This window comes from Streptomyces massasporeus (assembly GCF_014648995.1).
Classification (GTDB): Bacteria; Actinomycetota; Actinomycetes; order Streptomycetales; family Streptomycetaceae; genus Streptomyces; species Streptomyces massasporeus.
In genome coordinates this window covers 46,956-65,172 of the sequence record NZ_BMSE01000004.1, presented here as the reverse complement: position 1 = coordinate 65,172, position 18,217 = coordinate 46,956, and the positions used below count along the sequence as shown (strand labels likewise).

The 18,217-nt window shown below is 73.1% G+C and carries 16 protein-coding genes; 7 read left to right on the top strand and 9 right to left on the bottom strand.

Annotation, left to right across the window (positions count from 1 at the left end; genetic code table 11):
* Window positions 1-214 precede the first annotated feature (214 nt).
* The 3 genes from IE153_RS11870 to IE153_RS11860 are packed head-to-tail and all read left to right on the top strand — an operon-like array spanning window position 215 to window position 5,006.
* Complete coding sequence (locus IE153_RS11870) at window positions 215-1,252, top strand: AAA family ATPase (protein ID WP_189589687.1); 1,038 nt, start codon at window positions 215-217, stop codon at window positions 1,250-1,252.
* Entirely contained in the window at window positions 1,252-2,613 is a 1,362-nt protein-coding gene (locus tag IE153_RS11865) for a DUF58 domain-containing protein (RefSeq protein ID WP_189589686.1), read from the top strand. The genes IE153_RS11870 and IE153_RS11865 overlap by 1 nt, the downstream gene beginning before the upstream one ends.
* A complete protein-coding gene (locus IE153_RS11860) occupies window positions 2,613-5,006 on the top strand; it encodes a transglutaminase TgpA family protein (protein WP_189589685.1) in 2,394 nt (797 codons plus the stop codon). Before IE153_RS11865 ends, IE153_RS11860 begins: the two co-directional genes overlap by 1 nt.
* A 185-nt stretch (window positions 5,007-5,191) precedes the next feature.
* Here IE153_RS11860 and IE153_RS11855 read toward each other — a convergent pair whose 3' ends face one another.
* The 3 genes from IE153_RS11855 to IE153_RS11845 all read right to left on the bottom strand — a co-directional run bounded on the left by IE153_RS11855 (window position 5,192) and on the right by IE153_RS11845 (window position 7,419).
* Window positions 5,192-5,590, bottom strand: coding sequence for an SCO2097 family morphological protein (locus IE153_RS11855; RefSeq protein WP_031108527.1), 399 nt, complete (start codon window positions 5,588-5,590; stop codon window positions 5,192-5,194).
* 280 nt (window positions 5,591-5,870) lie between these two features.
* Window positions 5,871-6,677, bottom strand: a complete 807-nt coding sequence (locus IE153_RS11850) for a methyltransferase (protein ID WP_189589684.1) — start codon at window positions 6,675-6,677, stop codon at window positions 5,871-5,873.
* A gap of 178 nt (window positions 6,678-6,855) precedes the next feature.
* Window positions 6,856-7,419, bottom strand: coding sequence for an SAV_6107 family HEPN domain-containing protein (locus IE153_RS11845; protein ID WP_189589683.1), 564 nt, complete (start codon window positions 7,417-7,419; stop codon window positions 6,856-6,858).
* A 168-nt stretch (window positions 7,420-7,587) separates the two neighbouring features.
* Between IE153_RS11845 and IE153_RS11840 the strand changes: the two genes are divergently transcribed.
* The 4 genes from IE153_RS11840 to IE153_RS11825 all read left to right on the top strand — a co-directional run bounded on the left by IE153_RS11840 (window position 7,588) and on the right by IE153_RS11825 (window position 13,081).
* Window positions 7,588-8,424, top strand: coding sequence for an ATP-binding cassette domain-containing protein (locus tag IE153_RS11840; RefSeq protein ID WP_229828970.1), 837 nt, complete (start codon window positions 7,588-7,590; stop codon window positions 8,422-8,424).
* A complete protein-coding gene (locus IE153_RS11835) occupies window positions 8,396-10,480 on the top strand; it encodes a YhgE/Pip family protein (RefSeq protein WP_189589682.1) in 2,085 nt (694 codons plus the stop codon). Before IE153_RS11840 ends, IE153_RS11835 begins: the two co-directional genes overlap by 29 nt.
* Before the next feature lie 47 nt (window positions 10,481-10,527).
* Window positions 10,528-11,157, top strand: a complete 630-nt coding sequence (locus IE153_RS11830; RefSeq protein WP_189589681.1) for a TetR/AcrR family transcriptional regulator — start codon at window positions 10,528-10,530, stop codon at window positions 11,155-11,157.
* A gap of 433 nt (window positions 11,158-11,590) precedes the next feature.
* The gene (locus IE153_RS11825) at window positions 11,591-13,081 is read left to right on the top strand and encodes a phytoene desaturase family protein (RefSeq protein ID WP_189589680.1); all 1,491 of its coding nucleotides are present in this window, start codon (window positions 11,591-11,593) and stop codon (window positions 13,079-13,081) included.
* A 27-nt stretch (window positions 13,082-13,108) separates the two neighbouring features.
* On the opposite strand, the gene IE153_RS11820 is transcribed toward IE153_RS11825, so the two are convergent.
* The 6 genes from IE153_RS11820 to IE153_RS11795 all read right to left on the bottom strand — a co-directional run bounded on the left by IE153_RS11820 (window position 13,109) and on the right by IE153_RS11795 (window position 18,201).
* Complete coding sequence (locus IE153_RS11820; protein ID WP_189589679.1) at window positions 13,109-14,050, bottom strand: SCO2102 family sporulation regulator; 942 nt, start codon at window positions 14,048-14,050, stop codon at window positions 13,109-13,111.
* A gap of 56 nt (window positions 14,051-14,106) precedes the next feature.
* Window positions 14,107-15,030 (bottom strand): methylenetetrahydrofolate reductase [NAD(P)H], encoded by a 924-nt coding sequence (gene metF / locus IE153_RS11815; RefSeq protein WP_031111288.1) that lies wholly within the window; start codon window positions 15,028-15,030, stop codon window positions 14,107-14,109.
* A gap of 98 nt (window positions 15,031-15,128) precedes the next feature.
* Window positions 15,129-15,788: a thiamine phosphate synthase gene (gene thiE / locus IE153_RS11810; protein ID WP_189589678.1), complete on the bottom strand. Its 660-nt coding sequence runs from the start codon at window positions 15,786-15,788 to the stop codon at window positions 15,129-15,131.
* 311 nt (window positions 15,789-16,099) lie between these two features.
* The gene (locus IE153_RS11805) at window positions 16,100-16,465 is read right to left on the bottom strand and encodes an Rv2175c family DNA-binding protein (protein WP_189589677.1); all 366 of its coding nucleotides are present in this window, start codon (window positions 16,463-16,465) and stop codon (window positions 16,100-16,102) included.
* 111 nt (window positions 16,466-16,576) lie between these two features.
* A complete protein-coding gene (locus tag IE153_RS11800) occupies window positions 16,577-17,818 on the bottom strand; it encodes an NAD(P)/FAD-dependent oxidoreductase (protein WP_189589676.1) in 1,242 nt (413 codons plus the stop codon).
* Between the two features lie 32 nt (window positions 17,819-17,850).
* Window positions 17,851-18,201 (bottom strand): avidin-fold protein, encoded by a 351-nt coding sequence (locus IE153_RS11795; protein WP_189589675.1) that lies wholly within the window; start codon window positions 18,199-18,201, stop codon window positions 17,851-17,853.
* Window positions 18,202-18,217 lie beyond the last annotated feature (16 nt).

Genomic DNA, 18,217 nt, shown 5'->3' with positions numbered 1-18,217 from the left:
ATGGCTGCAAGACCGACATATCGCGGCCAGTTGTCCACAGTCGAGTGACACGAAACGGTAACGGCAGCAAGAATGCGGGTGTGGCGTCGCGCGGAACTTTTCACGCGTGGTGCCCGTGGTTCGGGGTGGGCCGGCCTGCGTCATGCGGCGCCGGCCCGGGAAAATGGGGTATCCCGTGCTCCTTGGGGGCACGGGAAAGGCCGAGGAGGGCCGGGTGACGACCTATGACGATCGAGCGAGCCTCACTGATCTGACCGCCGTGGTGGAGCGCGTGCGGGAGTCGGTGGAAGGCGTGATCGAGGGCAAGCCCGAGGTCGTACGGCTCTCGCTGACCGTGCTGCTCGCCGAGGGACATCTGCTGATCGAGGACGTCCCCGGCGTCGGCAAGACGATGCTGGCCAAGGCGCTGGCGCGGTCCATCGACTGCTCGGTGCGGCGTATCCAGTTCACGCCGGACCTGCTGCCGTCGGACATCACCGGTGTGTCCATCTGGGACCAGCAGCGCCGCGACTTCGAGTTCAAGCCGGGTGCGATCTTCGCGCAGGTGGTGATCGGCGACGAGATCAACCGCGCCTCGCCCAAGACGCAGTCCGCGCTCCTGGAGTCCATGGAGGAGCGCCAGGTCACCATCGACGGCAAGACCTACGAACTGCCCAGCCCCTTCATGGTGGTGGCGACGCAGAACCCGGTCGAGATGGAGGGCACCTACCCGCTGCCGGAGGCCCAGCGCGACCGCTTCATGGCCCGGGTGTCGGTCGGCTACCCGAGCGCGGACGCCGAACTGCAGATGCTGGACGTGCACGGCGGCGTCTCGCCGCTGGAGGACCTCCAGCCCGTGGCTCACGCCCACGAGATCCTCAAGCTCGTCGAAGCGGTGCGCGGGGTGCACGTCGCCGAGCCGGTCCGGCGCTACGTGGTCGATCTGGTCGGCGCGACGCGCACGCACCCCGACCTGAGACTCGGCGCCTCTCCGCGCGCGACGCTGCACCTGCTGCGCGCGGCGAAGGCGTCCGCGGCCCTGAGCGGCCGGGAGTACGCGCTGCCGGACGACGTGCAGGCCCTCGCCGTCGCCGTCCTGGCCCACCGGCTGCTGCCCACCGCCCAGGCCCAGCTCAACCGGCGCACCGCCGAGCAGGTCGTCGAGGAGATCCTGCAGCGCACCCCGGTGCCGGCGACGCAGCAGCAGAGCGGCTTCGGCGGCCTGGGCCGTACGGCGCCGGCGTATCCCCAGCAGCCGCCGCGGAGGCTGTGATGACCACCGCGGGGGCGGGGCAGGCGGAGGCCGACCGGGGCGAGAAGGGCGGCATCCGCACCGCTCTGGCCGGTCTGACCACCCGCGGACGCTCCTTCCTGGCCGCCGGCGTCGCGGCCGCGATCTGCAGTTACGTGCTCGGCCAGAGCGACCTGCTGCGCGTGGGTCTGCTGCTGGCGGTGCTGCCGCTGGTGTGCGCCGGGGTGCTGTACCGCACGCGCTACCGGGTCGCGGGCAGCCGCCGGCTCTCCCCCGCGCGCGTGCCCGCCGGCAGCGAGGCCCGGGTCCACCTGCGGATGGACAACGTCTCGCGGCTGCCCACGGGCCTGCTGATGCTCCAGGACCGAGTGCCGTACGTGCTCGGCCCCAGGCCGCGTTTCGTGCTCGACCGGGTGGAGGCGGGCGGCCGGCGCGAGGTGTCCTACCGGGTGCGGTCCGACCTGCGCGGCCGCTACCCGCTGGGGCCGCTCCAACTGCGCCTGACCGACCCGTTCGGCATGTGCGAGCTGACCCGCTCCTTCTCGACGTACGACACCCTCACCGTCATCCCGCGCGTGGAGCCGCTGGCGCCGGTGCGCCTGAGCGGCGAGGCGAAGGGGTACGGCGACGGACGGCAGCGCTCGCTCGCCCTGGCCGGCGAGGACGACGTCATCCCGCGCGGCTACCGCTACGGCGACGACCTGCGCCGCGTGCACTGGCGCTCCACCGCCCGCTACGGCGAGCTGATGGTGCGCCGTGAGGAGCAGCCGCAGCGCGCCCGCTGCACGGTGCTGCTGGACACCCGCGGCATCGCCTACGAGGGCGCGGGACCGGACTCGGCCTTCGAGTGGGCCGTGTCGGGCGCCGCGTCCGTGCTGGTGCACATGCTCGAACGGGGCTACTCGGTACGACTGTTGACGGACACCGGCAACGCGGTGCCCGGCGAGGGCGGGGACGGCTTCGCCGGCGCGAGCCAGGAGTCGGCGGACGCGGCCGGACTGATGATGGACACCCTCGCGGTGATCGACCACTCCGACGGCGCGGGCCTGTCCCGGGCCTACGACGTGCTGCGCGGCGGGAACGAGGGGTTGCTGGTGGCCTTCCTCGGCGACCTGGACGAGGACCAGGCGGACGTGCTGGGCCGGATGCGGCAACGCAGCCCGGGCGCGGTCGCCTTCGTGCTGGACAGTGACACCTGGGTGCGGGAACCGAGCGATGTGCCCGGCCCGTTGGACGGGAGCGGAGACCGGTTGCGCATGCTGCGCGAGGCGGGGTGGACGGCCCTTCGCGTGCCGCGGGGCGCCTCCATGGACGAGCTGTGGCGGCAGGCCGACCGGGAGCGCAGGGGCGTGGCCGCCGCGAGCGGCGGGGAGGGACCGTGATGAGCGGGCGGGTACGACTGACGCTGGGCGCCTGGGCGGCCACGCTGATGGCCGCGTGCGCCCTGCTGCCCCTCGTCAAGCCGGCCACATGGATCGTGCAGGCGGCCTTCCTGCTGGCTCTTCAGTCGGGCGTGGGGGTCGCTGCCCGCAGGGTGCCGCTGGCCCGGCCGCTGACGGTGGCGGCGCAGGCCGTGGTCACCGTCGCGCTGCTGACCTTCGTCTTCGCCCGCGAGCAGGCCCTGGCCGGGCTGGTTCCGGGACCGCAGGCCATCGACCGCTTCGCGCTGCTGCTCCAGCAGGGCGGGGACGACATCGCGCGGTACGCGATCCCGGCGCCCCTGGAGTCCGACGGCATCCGGCTGATGCTCATCGGCGGGGTCCTGATCATCGGGCTGCTGGTGGACACCCTCGCGGTGACCTTCCGCAGCGCCGCTCCGGCCGGGCTGCCCCTGCTCGCGCTGTACTCGGTGGCCGCGGGGCTGTCCGACGGGGGCATGGACTGGCTGTGGTTCCTGGTGGCGGCGGCCGGCTATCTGATGCTGCTCCTGGCCGAGGGGCGGGACCGGCTCTCGCAGTGGGGCCGGGTCTTCGGCGGCGCACCGCGCACGGGCGGCGGGGAGCCTGGCGGGGCGGTCGCCCCGATCCGCACCGGCCGGCGCATCGGCGTGGTCGCGCTGGGCATCGCCCTGGTGGTACCGCTCGGCCTGCCCGCGATGAACGGCGGCCTGCTGGACTCCGTGGGGGCGGGCGCGGGCGGTGGGCCGGGCGGCGGAGGCACGATCTCCGCCGTGAACCCGCTGGTGTCGCTGCGGGACAGTCTGAACGCGGACGAGGACCAGCAGGTCCTGTCCGTGCGGACCAAGATGGAAGACGTCTCGGACCTGTATCTGCGGATCGTGTCCCTGGACGACTTCGACGGCACCACGTGGAAGCCGTCCCGGCGGTCCATCACGGCCATCCCCGACGGCACCTTCCCCGACCCGGTCGGCCTCAGCCCGGACGTCAAGCGCACGGAGATCGACACCACGATCTCGGCGGCCGACTGGTACGCCCAGGACTGGCTGCCCATGCCGTACCCGCCGAGCGGCGTGCGGATCAGCGGCAACTGGCGGTACGAGCCGCAGGGCATGACCCTGGTCGGCGACCACGGGCAGAACACGCGCGGCCTGACGTACCAGGTCAAGAGCCTGGACGTGCGGCCGACGGCGGAGCAGCTCGCCTCGGCGGGGCCGCCGCCCGCGGACATCGAACGCGACTTCACCGAGCTGCCCGACTCGCTGCCGTCGGTGGTGGGCCGCACCGCCCGCAAGGTCACCGCGGGCGCCGCAGACCCGTACGACCAGGCGGTCAAGCTGCAGGACTTCTTCGCCGTGACCGGCGGCTTCGAGTACGACACGCAGGTGCAGGTCGGCAGCGGCTCGCAGGCGATCGCCCGCTTCCTGAAGGACAAGCAGGGCTTCTGCGTGCACTTCTCCTTCGCGATGGCGGCGATGGCCCGCTCCCTGGGCATACCGGCCCGGGTCGCGGTGGGCTTCGCGCCCGGTTCCCCGCAGGCGGACGGCTCGGTGTCGGTGGGGCTGCGGGACGCGCACGCCTGGCCCGAGCTGTACTTCGAGGGCGTGGGCTGGACCCGCTTCGAGCCCACGCCGAACCGCGGCTCGATCCCGTCGTACACCCTGCCCGACAACCCCGACAGCTCGGTGCCCGACCAGGCGCGTCCGTCCCAGTCGGCGTCCACCGCGCCCTCGGCGGCGCCTTCGGCGAGCGAGGCGTGCACGCCGGAGCAGAAGAAGCTGGACGGCGGCTGCGCGAGCGAGTCGCCGCAGGCGGCGCTGCCCACGGACGACGACGGTCCGAAGTGGTACGCGTTCCTGGTGTGGGCCCTCGCCGGTCTCGCCGTCCTGGCGCTCCCCCTGGCACCGATGCTGTGGCGGCTGCGGACGCGCACGGCTCGGCTCGGGGCGCACGGCCGCAGCGAGGCGGACGCGGCCCTGCACACGCTGGCCGTCTGGCAGGAGCTGACCGACACGGCGTGGGACTACGGGATCACACCGGACGAGTCGCAGACCCCGCGCAAGGCGGCCGCCCGCATCGTCCGCCTCGGCGACCTGGACGCGACGGCCGCGGCCTCGGTGCACCGGGTGGCGAACGCGGTGGAGCAGGTCCTGTACGCACCGCACCCCCGCCCGGTGGCGGGCCTCACGGACGACGTCCGCCGTGCGACGGCGGGCCTCGGCGCGGCGGCCGGCCGCGCGGCGAGGCTCCGCGCGCTGCTGGCCCCCCGCTCCACCGTGCGTGTGGTGTGGTCGGCGTCGGCCTGGTGGACGAGGGTCCGGGAACGCGCGCTGGCGCTGCGGCCGACGTGGCGGAAGGCGTCGGGGCAGCAGGGCTGAGGGGGCAGGGACTCACGCGGCTGAGGCCGGCCGGTGGTGCGGGTGCACCGGCTGGCCTTGCTGGGTCCGCGCCCGGCGGGAGCTGCCCTCGGCCTGCACACGCATACGTCAGGGGGTGACCACCGGATCGGTGGTCACCCCCTGACGTACGTGTTCACGTAGTCCTGGAGAGGCTGCGCGGAGAGCTAATGGCCGCCCTGCTCGTCGCGGCGCTTCTGCCAGCGCTGCTCGATGCGGTCCATCACCGAGCGGCGCTGCCGACCCTGTCGGCGAGCCTGGGGCCCCGCGGCACCGCCGGCCTGTTCGCCCGGCTTGGGGGCCTTGCGCCAGCCGGTCACGGCGAGCACCGCACAGCCCAGCATGACGAGGAAGCCCACGACGCTGAGCCAGACCTGCTTGGCGACCATTCCAGCCATGAGGAGCGCGATACCTACGAGGAAGCCTGCGACCGCCTGGTAGACCCGTCGCCGGGTGTACGTGCGCAGCCCGCTTCCCTCAAGCGCTGTCGCGAACTTGGGATCTTCGGCGTACAGCGCTCGCTCCATCTGCTCGAGCATGCGCTGCTCGTGCTCCGAGAGCGGCACGGAGTCCTCCTCATCGTGCAGTCGCCGGGGCGACCCGGGGGGTCCCTTCAGGATAGGCAGGGAATCGCCCCCGTGAAACCCGCCCCTCTGCGCCAATTGACCAACCGGAACCCGCCATGGCCGGTCCCGGCTCGCTGAGGCTTCCATTCCCCGGCGGCCGACCCGTCATGCCGGAACGGTCTCCCTCGATCATACGGCGCGCCGTCCCCGTTCGGGGGGCCTGTGGCGTACTCCATGCGCAGCCAAGGCGCTGATCAGCGGCGGTACCTCACGAAGCGGCTCAGGCCTCGGCAGCCCCATCGGTCTCGTCGGCCCCACCCGTCCCAGCGGTCCCACCGGTCTCACCCAGCACATGCAGCTGCGTGGCCACCGAGTGGAACGCGGGGAGCTCGGCCGCGGCCTCCTCCAGCTTCAGCAGCGCTTCCAGGGCTCCGGGCTCGGTGTCCACGAGGACGCCGGGCACGAGGTCGGCGAAGACCCGCACGCCGTGCACGGCACTGACGCGCAGGCCCGCGCCCTCGACCAGTCCGGTGAGCTGCTCGGCGGTGAAGCGGCGCGGCACGGGGTCACCCGTGCCCCATCGTCCGTTCGGGTCGTCGAGCGCCTGCCGGGCCTCCTTGAAGTGCCCGGCGAGGGCGCGGGCCAGCACGGCACCGCCGAGGCCTGCGGCGAGCAGGCTGAGGACACCCTCCGCGCGCAGGGCCGCCACCGCGTTGCGGACGCCTTCCGCCGGGTCGTCCACGTACTCCAGGACGCCGTGGCACAGCACCACGTCGTAGCCACCGCGCTCGGCCACGTCGAAGAGGCCGTGGGCGTCACCCTGGACGCCCTTGACCCGGTCGGCGACGCCGGCCTCGGCGGCGCGGCGCTCCAGGGCGAACAGCGCGTTGGGGCTCGGGTCGACGACGGTGACCCGGTGGCCGAGGCGGGCGGCGGGCACCGCGAAGTTGCCGCTGCCGCCTCCGGTGTCGAGAACGTCCAGCGACTCCCGACCCGTGGCCTTGACCCGGCGGTCCAGGGCGTCCTGGAGGACCTCCCAGACCACGGCGGTACGGAGTGCGGCGCGGGGGCGCATCGGGTCCGACACGGCAGTTGACTCCTCGGCGCGGCACCGCCTCTTGCCGGCGGCGCGAATGGTGCGTCTCCCCCGGCCCCGGCCTCGGGGAGGGAAGACTTCAGGCGCCCCCCACCCTATTGCCTCGGCCACGGCGTCCGGATGACCCGGTCCCGGGATGCCCCGCGGGTCAGGCGGGCCCGGGCCGCGTTCAGCCCGCGTCCGGCATGCCTCTCCCCGCGCCGGGGCCCTCCGGCCGGCCCTGGTCCGGGCGGGGCTGTGGGAGGACCGGCTGGAGGACCAGCATCCGCTCGACGAGGCGCAGGAACATCGCCACGTCCCGTATCAGGTCGTCCGCGTCCCGGCCGGTGGCCGCGTCCTGGATGCCGGCCTCGGCCCGGGCGCGGCGGCGGGCACCGGAGGCGAACAGCGCGCTCCACTCGGTCAGTTCGGGCGCGATCTCCGTGAGCACTTCCCAGGCGCTCCGGATCTTGGCCCGGGCCCGGGGCGAGGTCTCCGGGCGCCCCCGGGCGGCGAGCACCGCGGCCGCGGTGCGCAGGGCGGCGAGGTGGGCTGTGGCGTAGCGCTCGTTGGGCGTCTCCAGGGCGCTGGCCTCGTCGAGGCCGGCGCGGGCCTGGGCGAGCAGGTCGAGGGCGGCGGGAGGGGCCGAGGCCCGGCGCAGGACGGGGTGCACGTCGCTCGCCGGGCCGGTCAGTGAGGGGGCAGGGCCGGTGGCGCGGCGCCGACGGGCGGCTGCTGCGTGATAGCTGGCCATGACGAACCTCCTGTCGTCTGGGTGACGGCACGTCCGGTCACGGAGTGCCGTATGTGACCCATCGTGAGGTATGGCACTGACAATCCGTTCTGACCTGCCGTTTTGCTTCGCTCGTAGGTTCGGAGTAGTTTTTGCACTGACCAGTCAGTTCAAATTCAGGGGAGTCTCGTGGGGGAACAGACGGGAGGGGTGCGGATCGTCGCCGACGGCCTCGGGATCAAGGGGCCACGGGGGTGGGCGGTCCGCGGGCTCGCCGTCGACGCCGAGCCGGGTGCGCTCATCGCGGTCGAGGGCCCGTCCGGGTCCGGCCGTACGTGCCTGCTGCTCGCGCTGACGGGGCGGATGAAGGTCGCGGAGGGCACGGCCGCCGTGGGCGACGCGCGGCTGCCGAAGCAGATGGCGGCGGTGCGCGGCATCAGCGCGCTGGCGCACGTCCCGGGGGTCACCGACCTCGACCCGGCGCTGACCGTCGCCGAGCACCTGCGGGAACGGGCGCTGCTCCAGCGGCGGTTCGGCGCGTCACTGCGCGGACTGCTGCGGCCCCGCGGCGAGCGGGCGGCCGAGGCCGGGCGGCGCGTCGAGGCCGCGCTCGAAGCCGCCGGGCTCGACGTGGAGGCACTGCCCAAGGGGCCGCGCACGGCCGTCCGGGACCTGGAGCGCCTGGAGGCACTGCGGCTGTCGCTGGCGCTCGCCCTCGTCGGCGGGCCACGGCTGCTCGGCATCGACGACACCGACCTCAAGCTCTCGGACGGTGAACGCGGGGAGGTCTGGGCGCTGCTCAGGTCGCTGGCCGACGCCGGGACGACGGTCGTGGCGGTGTGCAGCGAGGCTCCCGAGGGAGCCGTCAAGGTCTCCACCGCGCCGAGCCGCGAGGAGCCGCCCACCGAGGGCGAGGCAGACCGGGCCGCCGAGACCGACGAGGCCACCGAGGCCGACCAGGCCGCCGACAAGACCGACCAGGGAGAGGGGAAGGCCGGTGCGCTCACCGAAACTGGCCGCGCTTGAGCTGCGCCGCTTCGGGCGGGGGAAGCTGCCGCGCGCCGCGCTCGTCGCGCTGCTGGTGCTGCCGCTGCTGTACGGCGCGCTGTACCTGTGGTCGTTCTGGGACCCGTACGGCCGCCTGGACAAGATCCCGGTGGCGCTGGTGAACGACGACAAGGGGGCGACCGCCGACGGGAAGAAGATCACGGCGGGCGACGACATCACGAAGGGCCTGCACGACAGCAAGACCTTCGACTGGCAGGAGGTGAGCGCCGCCGAGGCCCGCAGGGGCGTCGAGGACGGCAGCTACTACCTGTCGCTCACCCTGCCCGCCGACTTCAGCGAGCGGATCGCCTCCAGCTCCGGGAACACCCCGGAGACCGGCGCCCTCCAGGTGCGCACGAACGACGCGAACAACTACATCGTCGGGCAGATCTCCCGGACGGTCTTCAGTGAAGTGCGGCAGGCGGCGTCCACGAAGACGTCCCGGTCCTTCCTGGACAAGATCTTCGTGTCGTTCTCCGACATCCACGGCAAGACCGTGAAGGCGGCGAAGGGCGCCGACCGGCTCAACGGCGGCATCGGCAAGGCTGAGAAGGGGTCCAAGGACCTCGCCGACGGCCTGAAGGACGCCAAGGACGGCAGCGGCAAGCTCTCCACGGGCCTGAAGAAGCTCCACACCGGCGCGGGCGACCTGGAGGACGGTTCGAAACGGGTCGCCGAGGGCACGCAGAAGCTCGCCGACCGGGTCAACGGCACCGCCGACAAGGTGGGCCCCTTCCTGAAGGGCAACGAGAAGACCATCGGTGACACCGCCCAGTTGGTCGCCGACTCCTCCGGGGTGATCCGCAAGCACCTGGACACCCTGGTGAAGACGGCCCCGACCGCCGCCAAGGGCGCCCGCGCCGCGTCCGGCACGCTGACCGACGTCTACGCCCGGCGCTGCGACGATCCCGTCCTGCCCGACGCGGCCTGCTCCGACCTGAAGAAGGCCAAGGACGCCGCCGCCGACGTCACCACCATCGCGGACGACCTCAACACGCTGATCGCGGACCAGGACGGCGACCTGGACAAGCTCGACAAGAACCTCGCCACCCTGCAGAAGCAGTCGCAGGCCCTCGCGAACCGCGCACCGCACCTCTCCGAGGACCTCGCCGACGCCGTCAAGAAGATCAACAAGCTGAACGACGGTGCGGCCGAGGTGGCCGCCGGTGCGAAGAAGCTGCACAAGGGGATCGGCACGGCCAAGACCGGTGCCGTCGACCTGGACAAGGGCGTCGGCAAGCTGAAGACGGGCGCCGACGACCTCAACGGCGGCATCTTCAAGCTCGTCGACGGCTCCGGGAAGCTCGCCGGCGGCCTGCACGACGGGGCGGAGAAGATCCCCGACTACGACGAGCAGGACCGCGACCGGCGCACCGAGGTCATGGCCGACCCCGTGCGGCTCGCCTCACACGACATGCACAAGGCGCCCAACTACGGCACCGGGTTCGCCCCGTACTTCATCCCGCTGTCCCTGTGGGTGGGCGCGATGGTGGCGTACATGCTGATCGCGCCCATGAACCGGCGCGCGCTCGCCGCGGGCGCCTCGGCGTGGCGGATCGCGCTGTCGGGCTGGCTGCCGGTGGTGGCGATCGGGGTGCTGCAGACCGTGGCGCTGATGTCGGTGCTGCACTGGGCGGTCGGCCTTCAGATGGCGCGAGCGGCCGGGACGGTGGGCTTCCTGTTCCTGGTGACGGCCTGCTTCGCGGCGATCGTGCAGTGGCTGAACGCGCGCTTCGGGGCGGCGGGCCGGATCCTCGTCCTCGCGCTGCTGATGCTCCAGCTGACCTCGGCGGGCGGCACGTACCCCGTCCAGACCAGCCCCGGGTTCTTCAACGCGCTCCACCCGTTCCTGCCGATGAGCTACGTCGTCGAGGCCCTCAGGCGGCTCATCACCGGCGGTGGACTCGAACCGGTGTGGCACGCGTGCGTGGTGCTGACGGCGTTCACCGCGGGCGCGCTCGCGCTGACCGCCGTGGCGGCCCGCCGGCGCCAGGTGTGGACGCTGGACCGGCTGCACCCGGAGCTGAGCCTGTGAGCCCCACCGTCACCTCCACCGGAGAGGTTCCTGTGACAATCAGGGCCATGGAAAGCAGCAGTGCCGCGTCGGGCGGCAGCACGCGCCGCGAGGCCACCCGGCAAAAGCTCTACGAGGCGGCCGTCACGCTCATCGCCGAGCAGGGGTTCTCAGCCACCACCGTGGACGAGATCGCCGAGCGTGCCGGGGTCGCGAAGGGCACGGTCTACTACAACTTCGCGAGCAAGTCCGTCCTCTTCGAGGAACTGCTGCGGCACGGAGTGGGTCTGCTGACCGCCTCCCTGCGGGAAGCGGCCGACCGCACCGCGCGGGAGGGCGGCAGCAAGGTCGACGCCCTGGACGCGATGATCCGGGCGGGGCTGGTCTTCATCGACCGCTACCCGGCCTTCACCCAGCTCTACGTGGCCGAACTGTGGCGCACCAACCGGACCTGGCAGTCCACGCTGATGGTGGTCCGGCAGCAGGCCGTCGCGGTCGTGGAGGACGTGCTGCGCGACGGCGTCGCGGGCGGTGAGTTCAGCGAGGAGATCGACATCCCGCTGACGGCGTCCGCGCTGGTCGGCATGGTCCTGGTGGCCGCGCTCGACTGGAAGTCCTTCCAGGCGGAACGCTCCCTGGACGACGTCCACGCGGCGCTGTCCCGGCTCCTCCAGGGGCGGGTCAGCGGCTGCCGCTGAGCGAACCCGCGCCGCACATGTGAAAGCGCCGGTCCGATGTGGCCGCGTCCCCCGCGGGCCACCTCGAACCGGCGCCTTCCGTGCTCCCCCGTGCGTCCCCCCGCACGACCCCCGTTCGGTCGTCCCCCGGTTTCCCCCGTGCCTCGCTCCCGCCGACACCGCCGGCGGAAGGAGCGGATCGTGGGCCGGCTCCGTTCCGGCGCCCCGTGTCGCCGGTGCCGGAGCCGTGCCCCTCTCCGTGCCTCCACTCTCTCGTCCGCGCAGGTCGTCCCCCATCCGCGCGCGTACTCAACTCCCCGGCTAGGTACGCGTACTCAGTCCTGCGCACGGGGCCTCAGGGCGCTCCGCCGCCGCCTGGTCACGTTCGCCTCCGCGCCCGTACTCGCGAGGCCGCGGGCAAGGGTTGTCGGTGGCGGCCGATAAAGTCGCCGGCATGGCACGGATTGCGGTGATCGGCGCAGGGATGGGCGCGCTGACGGCTGCCGCCCGGCTGGCCGTGGCGGGCCACCGGGTGGCGGTGTACGAGCGGACGGACACATACGGCGGAGCACTGCGCCGCTTCGAGCGCGAGGGGTTCTCCTTCGACACGGGCCCCGGCCTGCTGCCGCTGCCGGCCGTCTACCGCGACCTGTTCGTCAAGACGGGCAAAGAGCCGCTGGAGTCCTGCGTCGAGCTGGTCCAGGTCGACCCGTCGTCCCGGCACGTGTTCGCGGACGGCACGCAGGTGTCGCTGCCGAACGCCTCACGCGCGGGCGTCGTGGCCGCCCTGGACGAGGCGCTGGGCGCGGACGCCGGGAAGCGCTGGGGCGACTTCCTGGTCCGGGCCCGCGAGGCCTGGGACCGGACCCGCCGGCCACTGCTGGAGGAGCCCCTGTGGCCGAACTGGCAGGTGCTGGCCGAGCGTGAGCCCTACCCGTCGGTGCCCCACAAGCGGCTGCTGCGCACCCGCCGGGCCGCCACCCTCGCCGAGATCGGCGCCTGGGAGCTGCGCGACCCCCGGCTCACGGCGCTCCTGGAGAGTCACGCCCTCGGCCACGGCCTGGATCCCCGGGCCACCCCGGCGAGCGCGGTCGTCCTGCCGTACATGGAGCACGCCTTCGGCACCTGGTACGTGCGCGGCGGCCTGCGCGAACTGGCGCGGGCGGTGTACGAGCGGTGTCTGGCCCGGAAGGTCGAGTTTCACTTCGGCGCCGACGTCACCGGTGTGCTGGAGAAGGACGGCCGGGCGTCGGGGGTGGAACTCGCCGACGGGTCGGTCGCGGAGGCGGACTTCGTGGTGGCCGGTGTCGCGCCGGGCGTCCTGGACCGGTTGACGGAGGGGACCCCGGTGCGGGGCGACGGCGAGGTGCCGCCCCAGCCTGCCGCGGCCAGCCGGCTGACCGTGCTGCTCGCCCTGCGCGGCGCCCGCCCCGAGGGCACGGCACACCGCACGGTGGTCCATGCGCGCGACCGTGACGCGGAGCTGGACGCCCTCTTCGGCACGGCGGCGCGGGACCCGCATCCCACGGTCACGGTTCTGCGGCCCGGCGACCCGCGGCTCGCCCCGGAGGACCACGAGTCGGTCACCCTGACGACGGTGGTGCCCGCCCGGCTCGACCGGTCCGGCGACGACCTCACCGACCATGTGATCACCGTCGCCGAGCGGGCCGTCCCCGGCCTGCGAGACCGCCTCCTGTGGCACGAGGTGCGCACCCCGGCCGACATCGCGGACGCGACGGGCGCGGAGGGCGGGGCGGTGCCCGTGCCGGCCCTGGCGGCGGCCGGCGGACGACTGCTGCACCCGTCCAACAGCACGCGGGTGCCCGGTCTGTTCACCGTGGGCGGCTGGACCCACCCCGGCGGCGGACTGCCGCACGCGGGCATGTCGGGCGCGCTGGTCGCGGGACTGATCGTGGAGGGGCCGGAGTTCCGCGGCTCTCAGTGAGCGCGCCGCCCCGGCGGAGTTCGGGCTTCAGAAACGGTACTGCTCGTCGAAGCCGTTCCCCTGCTGCTGCTGCTGCCCGCCGCCCTGGTACGGGTACGGCTGCTCCGGCGGCAGTTCCTGCCCGTACTCGTCGGTGTTGCGCTGCTGCGGGACCCACACCCCGCCGGGCGGGGTCTCGCCGCCGTAGGTGCCGGTGTACTGGTCCTGGGTGTAGCCCTGCTGGGCGTAGTACTGCTGGTCGCCGTACGTGGTGTCGTAGGAGCCCTGGCCGTAGTTCGAGGAGCCGATGTACGGGTCGGAGTAGGCGGCGTACTGCTGCTGGCCCGTGGCGTCGTAGCCCTGCTGCTGGCCGTAGCCGGAGTAGTCGTAGGAGTACGACTGGTCGGCCGCCTGGGCCGCGTACTGGTCGTGGGCCTGCTGGCTTGCGGCCTGGTACCCGTTGTTGTCGTAGACGCCGTAGGAGCCGGTGTCGTCGGGCATGGGCTGCGGCTCGTAGACGGCCGTGCTCTCGGCGGACGTCGGGTCGTGGGCGGGGCGGGCGGGGGTGAAGACGTCGTCGCGGTCGTAGTCGTCGTCCTGGCCGTAGGCGGCGGGGTCGCGGCGGTAGGCGCCGGCCTCGTCGTCGTAGCCGCCCTCGGCCTCCAGGCCGGAGACCTCGAGGGTCGGCTCCTGCCGGCCGCGCTCACCGCGGCGGCGCTTGCTGCCGCCCAGCGCGGGCGCGTTCATCGCCCAGCCGGCCGCGAAGCCGCTGCGGAACGACAGGGTGACGTACGTCTGCCCGACCGCGAAGGCGGCCGCGCCCAGTCCGATCACGACGACCGACGGGATCAGGACACCGACGACGACACCGAGGAACCCGACGAAGGCCAGCAGGCGCCAGCGCAGCCGCGCCTTGTACTGCAACAGCACCTCGCCCAGCAGCCACAGCGCGACGATGCCGAACGCGATGTAGAGGACCGCCCAGCCCATGTACGCCCCTCTCCCAGTGGCCGTTACGCAGTGTGTCGTATACCGGTGCGAACGGTCTAGGCCTGCGGTGAGTGGTGCAGGCCCAGGTTCTCGTAGATCTCGAGTGTCGCGGTGGAGTTGTTGAGCGTGATGAAGTGCAAGCCGGGCACACCCTCGGCGAGCAGCCGCGCACAGAACTCCGTGGCGAATTCGATCCCAATGGAGCGTACTGCGGCCGGATCGTCTTTTGCTGTGAGGATCCGCTCTTTCAGGGCAGGCGGGAACGCGGCGTTGGTGAGCGACCCGATCCGCTCCAGCGTCTTCACGCTCGCGATCGGCATGACCTCGGGAATGATCGGGGTGTCACAGCCGGCGGCCGAGACCCGGTCGCGCAGCCGGAGGTAGTCCTCCGGCTGGAAGAACATCTGCGTGATGGCGTAGTCCGCGCCCGCCCGGCACTTGTCGACGAAGTGGCGCACGTCGGCGTCCCAGTCGGCGGAGCGCGGGTGCATCGCCGGGAAGGCGGCGACGCCCACGCAGAAGTCGCCGGAGGCCTTGATCAGCTCGACGAGTTCGGCGGCGTAGGCCAGGCCCCGGGGGTGCGGCACCCAGTCGCCCATCGGGTCGCCGGGCGGGTCGCCGCGCAGGGCGAGCATGTTGCGGATCCCGGCGTCGGCGTACTGGCCGATGATGTTGCGCAGGTCGGCCACCGAGTGGTCGACCGCGGTGAGGTGGGCGATCGGGGTGAGGGTGGTGTCGGAGGCGATCGCCTCGGTCGCCTTGACCGTGCCGGCGCGGGTGGAACCGCCCGCGCCATAGGTGACGGAGACGAAGTCGGGCGCCACGGCCTCGACCCGGCGCAGCGCGTTCCACAGGTTCCGCTCGCCCTTCGGGGTCTTGGGGGCGTAGAACTCGAACGAGTACGTCGTCTTGCCGGCCGCGAGCATGTCGCGGACGGTGCGAGCGTGGTCCGACCTGATGGATGCGGTGCCGAGGGCCATACCGGCAGGTTAGCCAGGGGTGGTCGGTCCCCCAACCGGGGGCCGACATTTGCCCGAATTGTCCTCTCGTTGTCCATCCCTTGGACAAACCGTCGTAACTACGCCTCCCGCAGCCGCTTCGCGAACTCGGCCGCCGCGGCCCCCGGGTCGTCTGCCTCGGTGATCGCCCGTACGACGACCACGCGCCGGGCGCCCGCTTCGAGCACCTGGTCGAGGGTGCCGAGGTCGATGCCGCCGATGGCGAACCAGGGGCGGTCGGTGCCGAGGGCGGCCGTGTACCGGACGAGGCCCAGGCCGGGGGCGTGGCGGCCGGGCTTGGTGGGGGTCGGCCAGCACGGGCCGGTGCAGAAGTAGTCCACGCCCGGCTGGACGGCGGCCGCGGCGGCCTCGGACTCGGAGTGGGTGGAACGGCCGATCAGGACGTCGTCGCCGAGGAGCGCGCGGGCCGCGGGGACCGGGAGGTCGCCCTGGCCGAGGTGCAGGACGTCGGCGCCGGCGGCGTGGGCGACGTCCGCCCGGTCGTTGACCGCGAGCAGCTTGCCGTGCCGGGCACAGGCGTCGGCGAAGACGGCCAGGTGCTCCAGCTCCTCACCGGCCTCCATGCCCTTGTCCCGCAGCTGCACGATGTCGACGCCGCCGGACAGCACGGCGTCGAGGAAGTCCCCGAGGTCGCCCTGCCGCTTGCGCGCGTCGGTGCAGAGGTAGACCCGGGCGTCGGCGAGCCGGGCCCGTGCGGTGGCGGCTGCGGTGCCGGTCATGCGTGTCCCCCAGGGTGTCGGTGGCGTGCGGGTGCGGACGCGCCCGCGGATCGGTGGGTCCCGGCTCCGGAGCACTCGGCTGCCGGGCGGGCGGCTCCCGGGTGCTGGAGCACCCGGCTGCCGGGCGGGCGACGCGGGAGCTCCTCTGCCCTTCGGCGAACGCCTTGGGCACCTTACGTCTCCCCACCCGGCCGGAACGGGCGCGAGTCACCCCCGGGCCGTGACCTCGCGGGCCACGGCCCCACATCGGGCGGTTGTTCAGGTCCGGCCCCGCTCACACGGCACCGGACGGTTGTCCCGTCGCGGCCGGGTCAGACCGCGAGCGCCTGGGCGCGGCGCTTCACCTCCGTGCCGCGGTTCTCGCTGAGCGCCTGCGCGGGGGTGCCGGGCAGGCTGTCGTCCGGGGTGAAGAGCCACTCCAGCATCTCTTCGTCCGTGAAGCCGTCGTCCCGCAGGAGCGTCAGGGTCCCGGACAGGCCCTTGACGACCTTGTCCCCGTCGATGAAGGCGGCGGGGACGTGCAGCGCGCGGTTCTCACCACGGCGTACGGCGATGAGCTGGCCGTCCTTGACCAGCTGCCGCACACGCGTCACCTCGACATCGAACTGTTCGGCGATGTCGGGGAGGGTGAGCCAGGCGGGGACGAGAGCATCGATCTTTGCGTCAATCTCGGTCACGGAAACCAGCCTGCCATTTACCACTGACAGTCGGAAGTCGGCTCGGTCCGGCCGGGCTGCCGCGCCCCTCCCCATCAGCGCCGCCCCGCGGCCCCGCGACGGCCCGGGCGCCTACGCCGTGGCCGCCTTCAGGGGCCTGGCCGGATCCGTCAGGAGCACCGGGTTCATCGGGACGCCCGACTCGATCAGGCGGCGGCCCTGCGCCAGATCCCGGGGCCGGCCGACCGCCAGCAGCGCGACCAGCCGCTCCCCGCGCAGCCAGCACACCGTCCAGGCCGGTCCGGAGGGGTCGCCCCGCCACAGGGTCGTGTCCGCGTCCGCGTGGTGCCCGGCGTACTGGACGAACCGCCCGAACTGCTCGGACCAGAAGTACGGCACCGGGTCGTACACCGCCGGCGCCTCCCCCGCGGCCCGGCCGACGATGTTCAGGGCCACCGTGCGCGGCCCCTGGAGGGCGTTGTCCCAGTGGTGGACGAGCAGACGCTCGCCGTAGCGCCCGGAGGGGAAGGAGGCACAGTCGCCGACCGCGTACACGTCCGCAGCGGTGGAGCGCAGATGCTCGTCGGCCACGATCTCGCCCTGGGTGCCCAGCTCGATCCCGGAGCCGGCCAGCCAGGCCGTGGCGGGGCGGGCGCCGATGCCGACGACGACCGCGTCCGCGGGCAGCCGCGAGCCGTCGTCGAGGAAAACGGCACCGGGCTCCACGTGCGCCACACGCGCGTGCGTGCGCAGGACCGCGCCCGCGTCGGCGTACCAGCCGGCCATCGGGGCGGCGACCTCGGCGGGCAGTGCCCCGGCGAGCGGCCGTTCGGCGGCCTCGACGACGGTCACCGCACAGCCCGCCTCGCGGGCGGCCGTGGCGAACTCCGCGCCGATCCAGCCCGCGCCGACGACCACGATGTCGTGCCGGCGGGCCAGCACCGGCCGCAGCCGCTCGGCGTCGTCCAGGGTGCGCAGCAGATGCACGCCGGGCACGCCCTCCGCGCCCGGCAGCCGGACCGGTTCGGCGCCGGTCGCGACCACCAGGACGTCGTAGGGCACGGGCCCGTCCTCGGTGTCGAGCTCGTGGTCGGCGGGGCGCAGGCCCAGTACCTCGCAGCCGAGCCGCAGTTCGATGCCGAGGGCTTCGAAGTCGACGTCGAAGGCGGAGCCCTCTGACTTGCCGAGCAGGACGGCCTTGGACAACGGGGGCCGGTCGTAGGGCTGGTGGGGCTCGGCGCCGATCAGGATCACGTCCCCGGCGAATCCCTGCTCGCGCAGGGCGACGGCGGTCTGCACCCCGGCCATGCCCGCGCCCGCCACGACGACGCGCCGCGGCGCGGACGAACCTGGTTGCTGCGTCTGCTCGCTCACCTGATCACCATAGACACCTGACGAATTGTCAGTCAGTGCTCATGCGCCGTGACCTGCTCCACAACGCTCGTACCGTCGCCCCGCTGGGACTCCCACTCCCAGGTCTCCTCCAGCCGCACCCGCCCGTCGGGCAGCTCCACGACCGTCGAGACGCAGTGCCCCGAGGAGGTGGTGCCGTCCCGCTTGAGCTGGACGTACCGGAAGTCCAGCCGGTCACCCCTCCGGGTACCCACGAGATGCCCGCGTACGACGTCGCCGCCCGTGTACTCGGCCCAGATCTCGCCCTGCCGCTCGTGGTACGTGAACCGGGTGCGGGTGCCCACCTGACCGGGTGCCTGGTCGGCGACCGGGGCGAGGACGAGACCGTCGAGGGATCGGGCCATGGACGAAGGCTCCCTT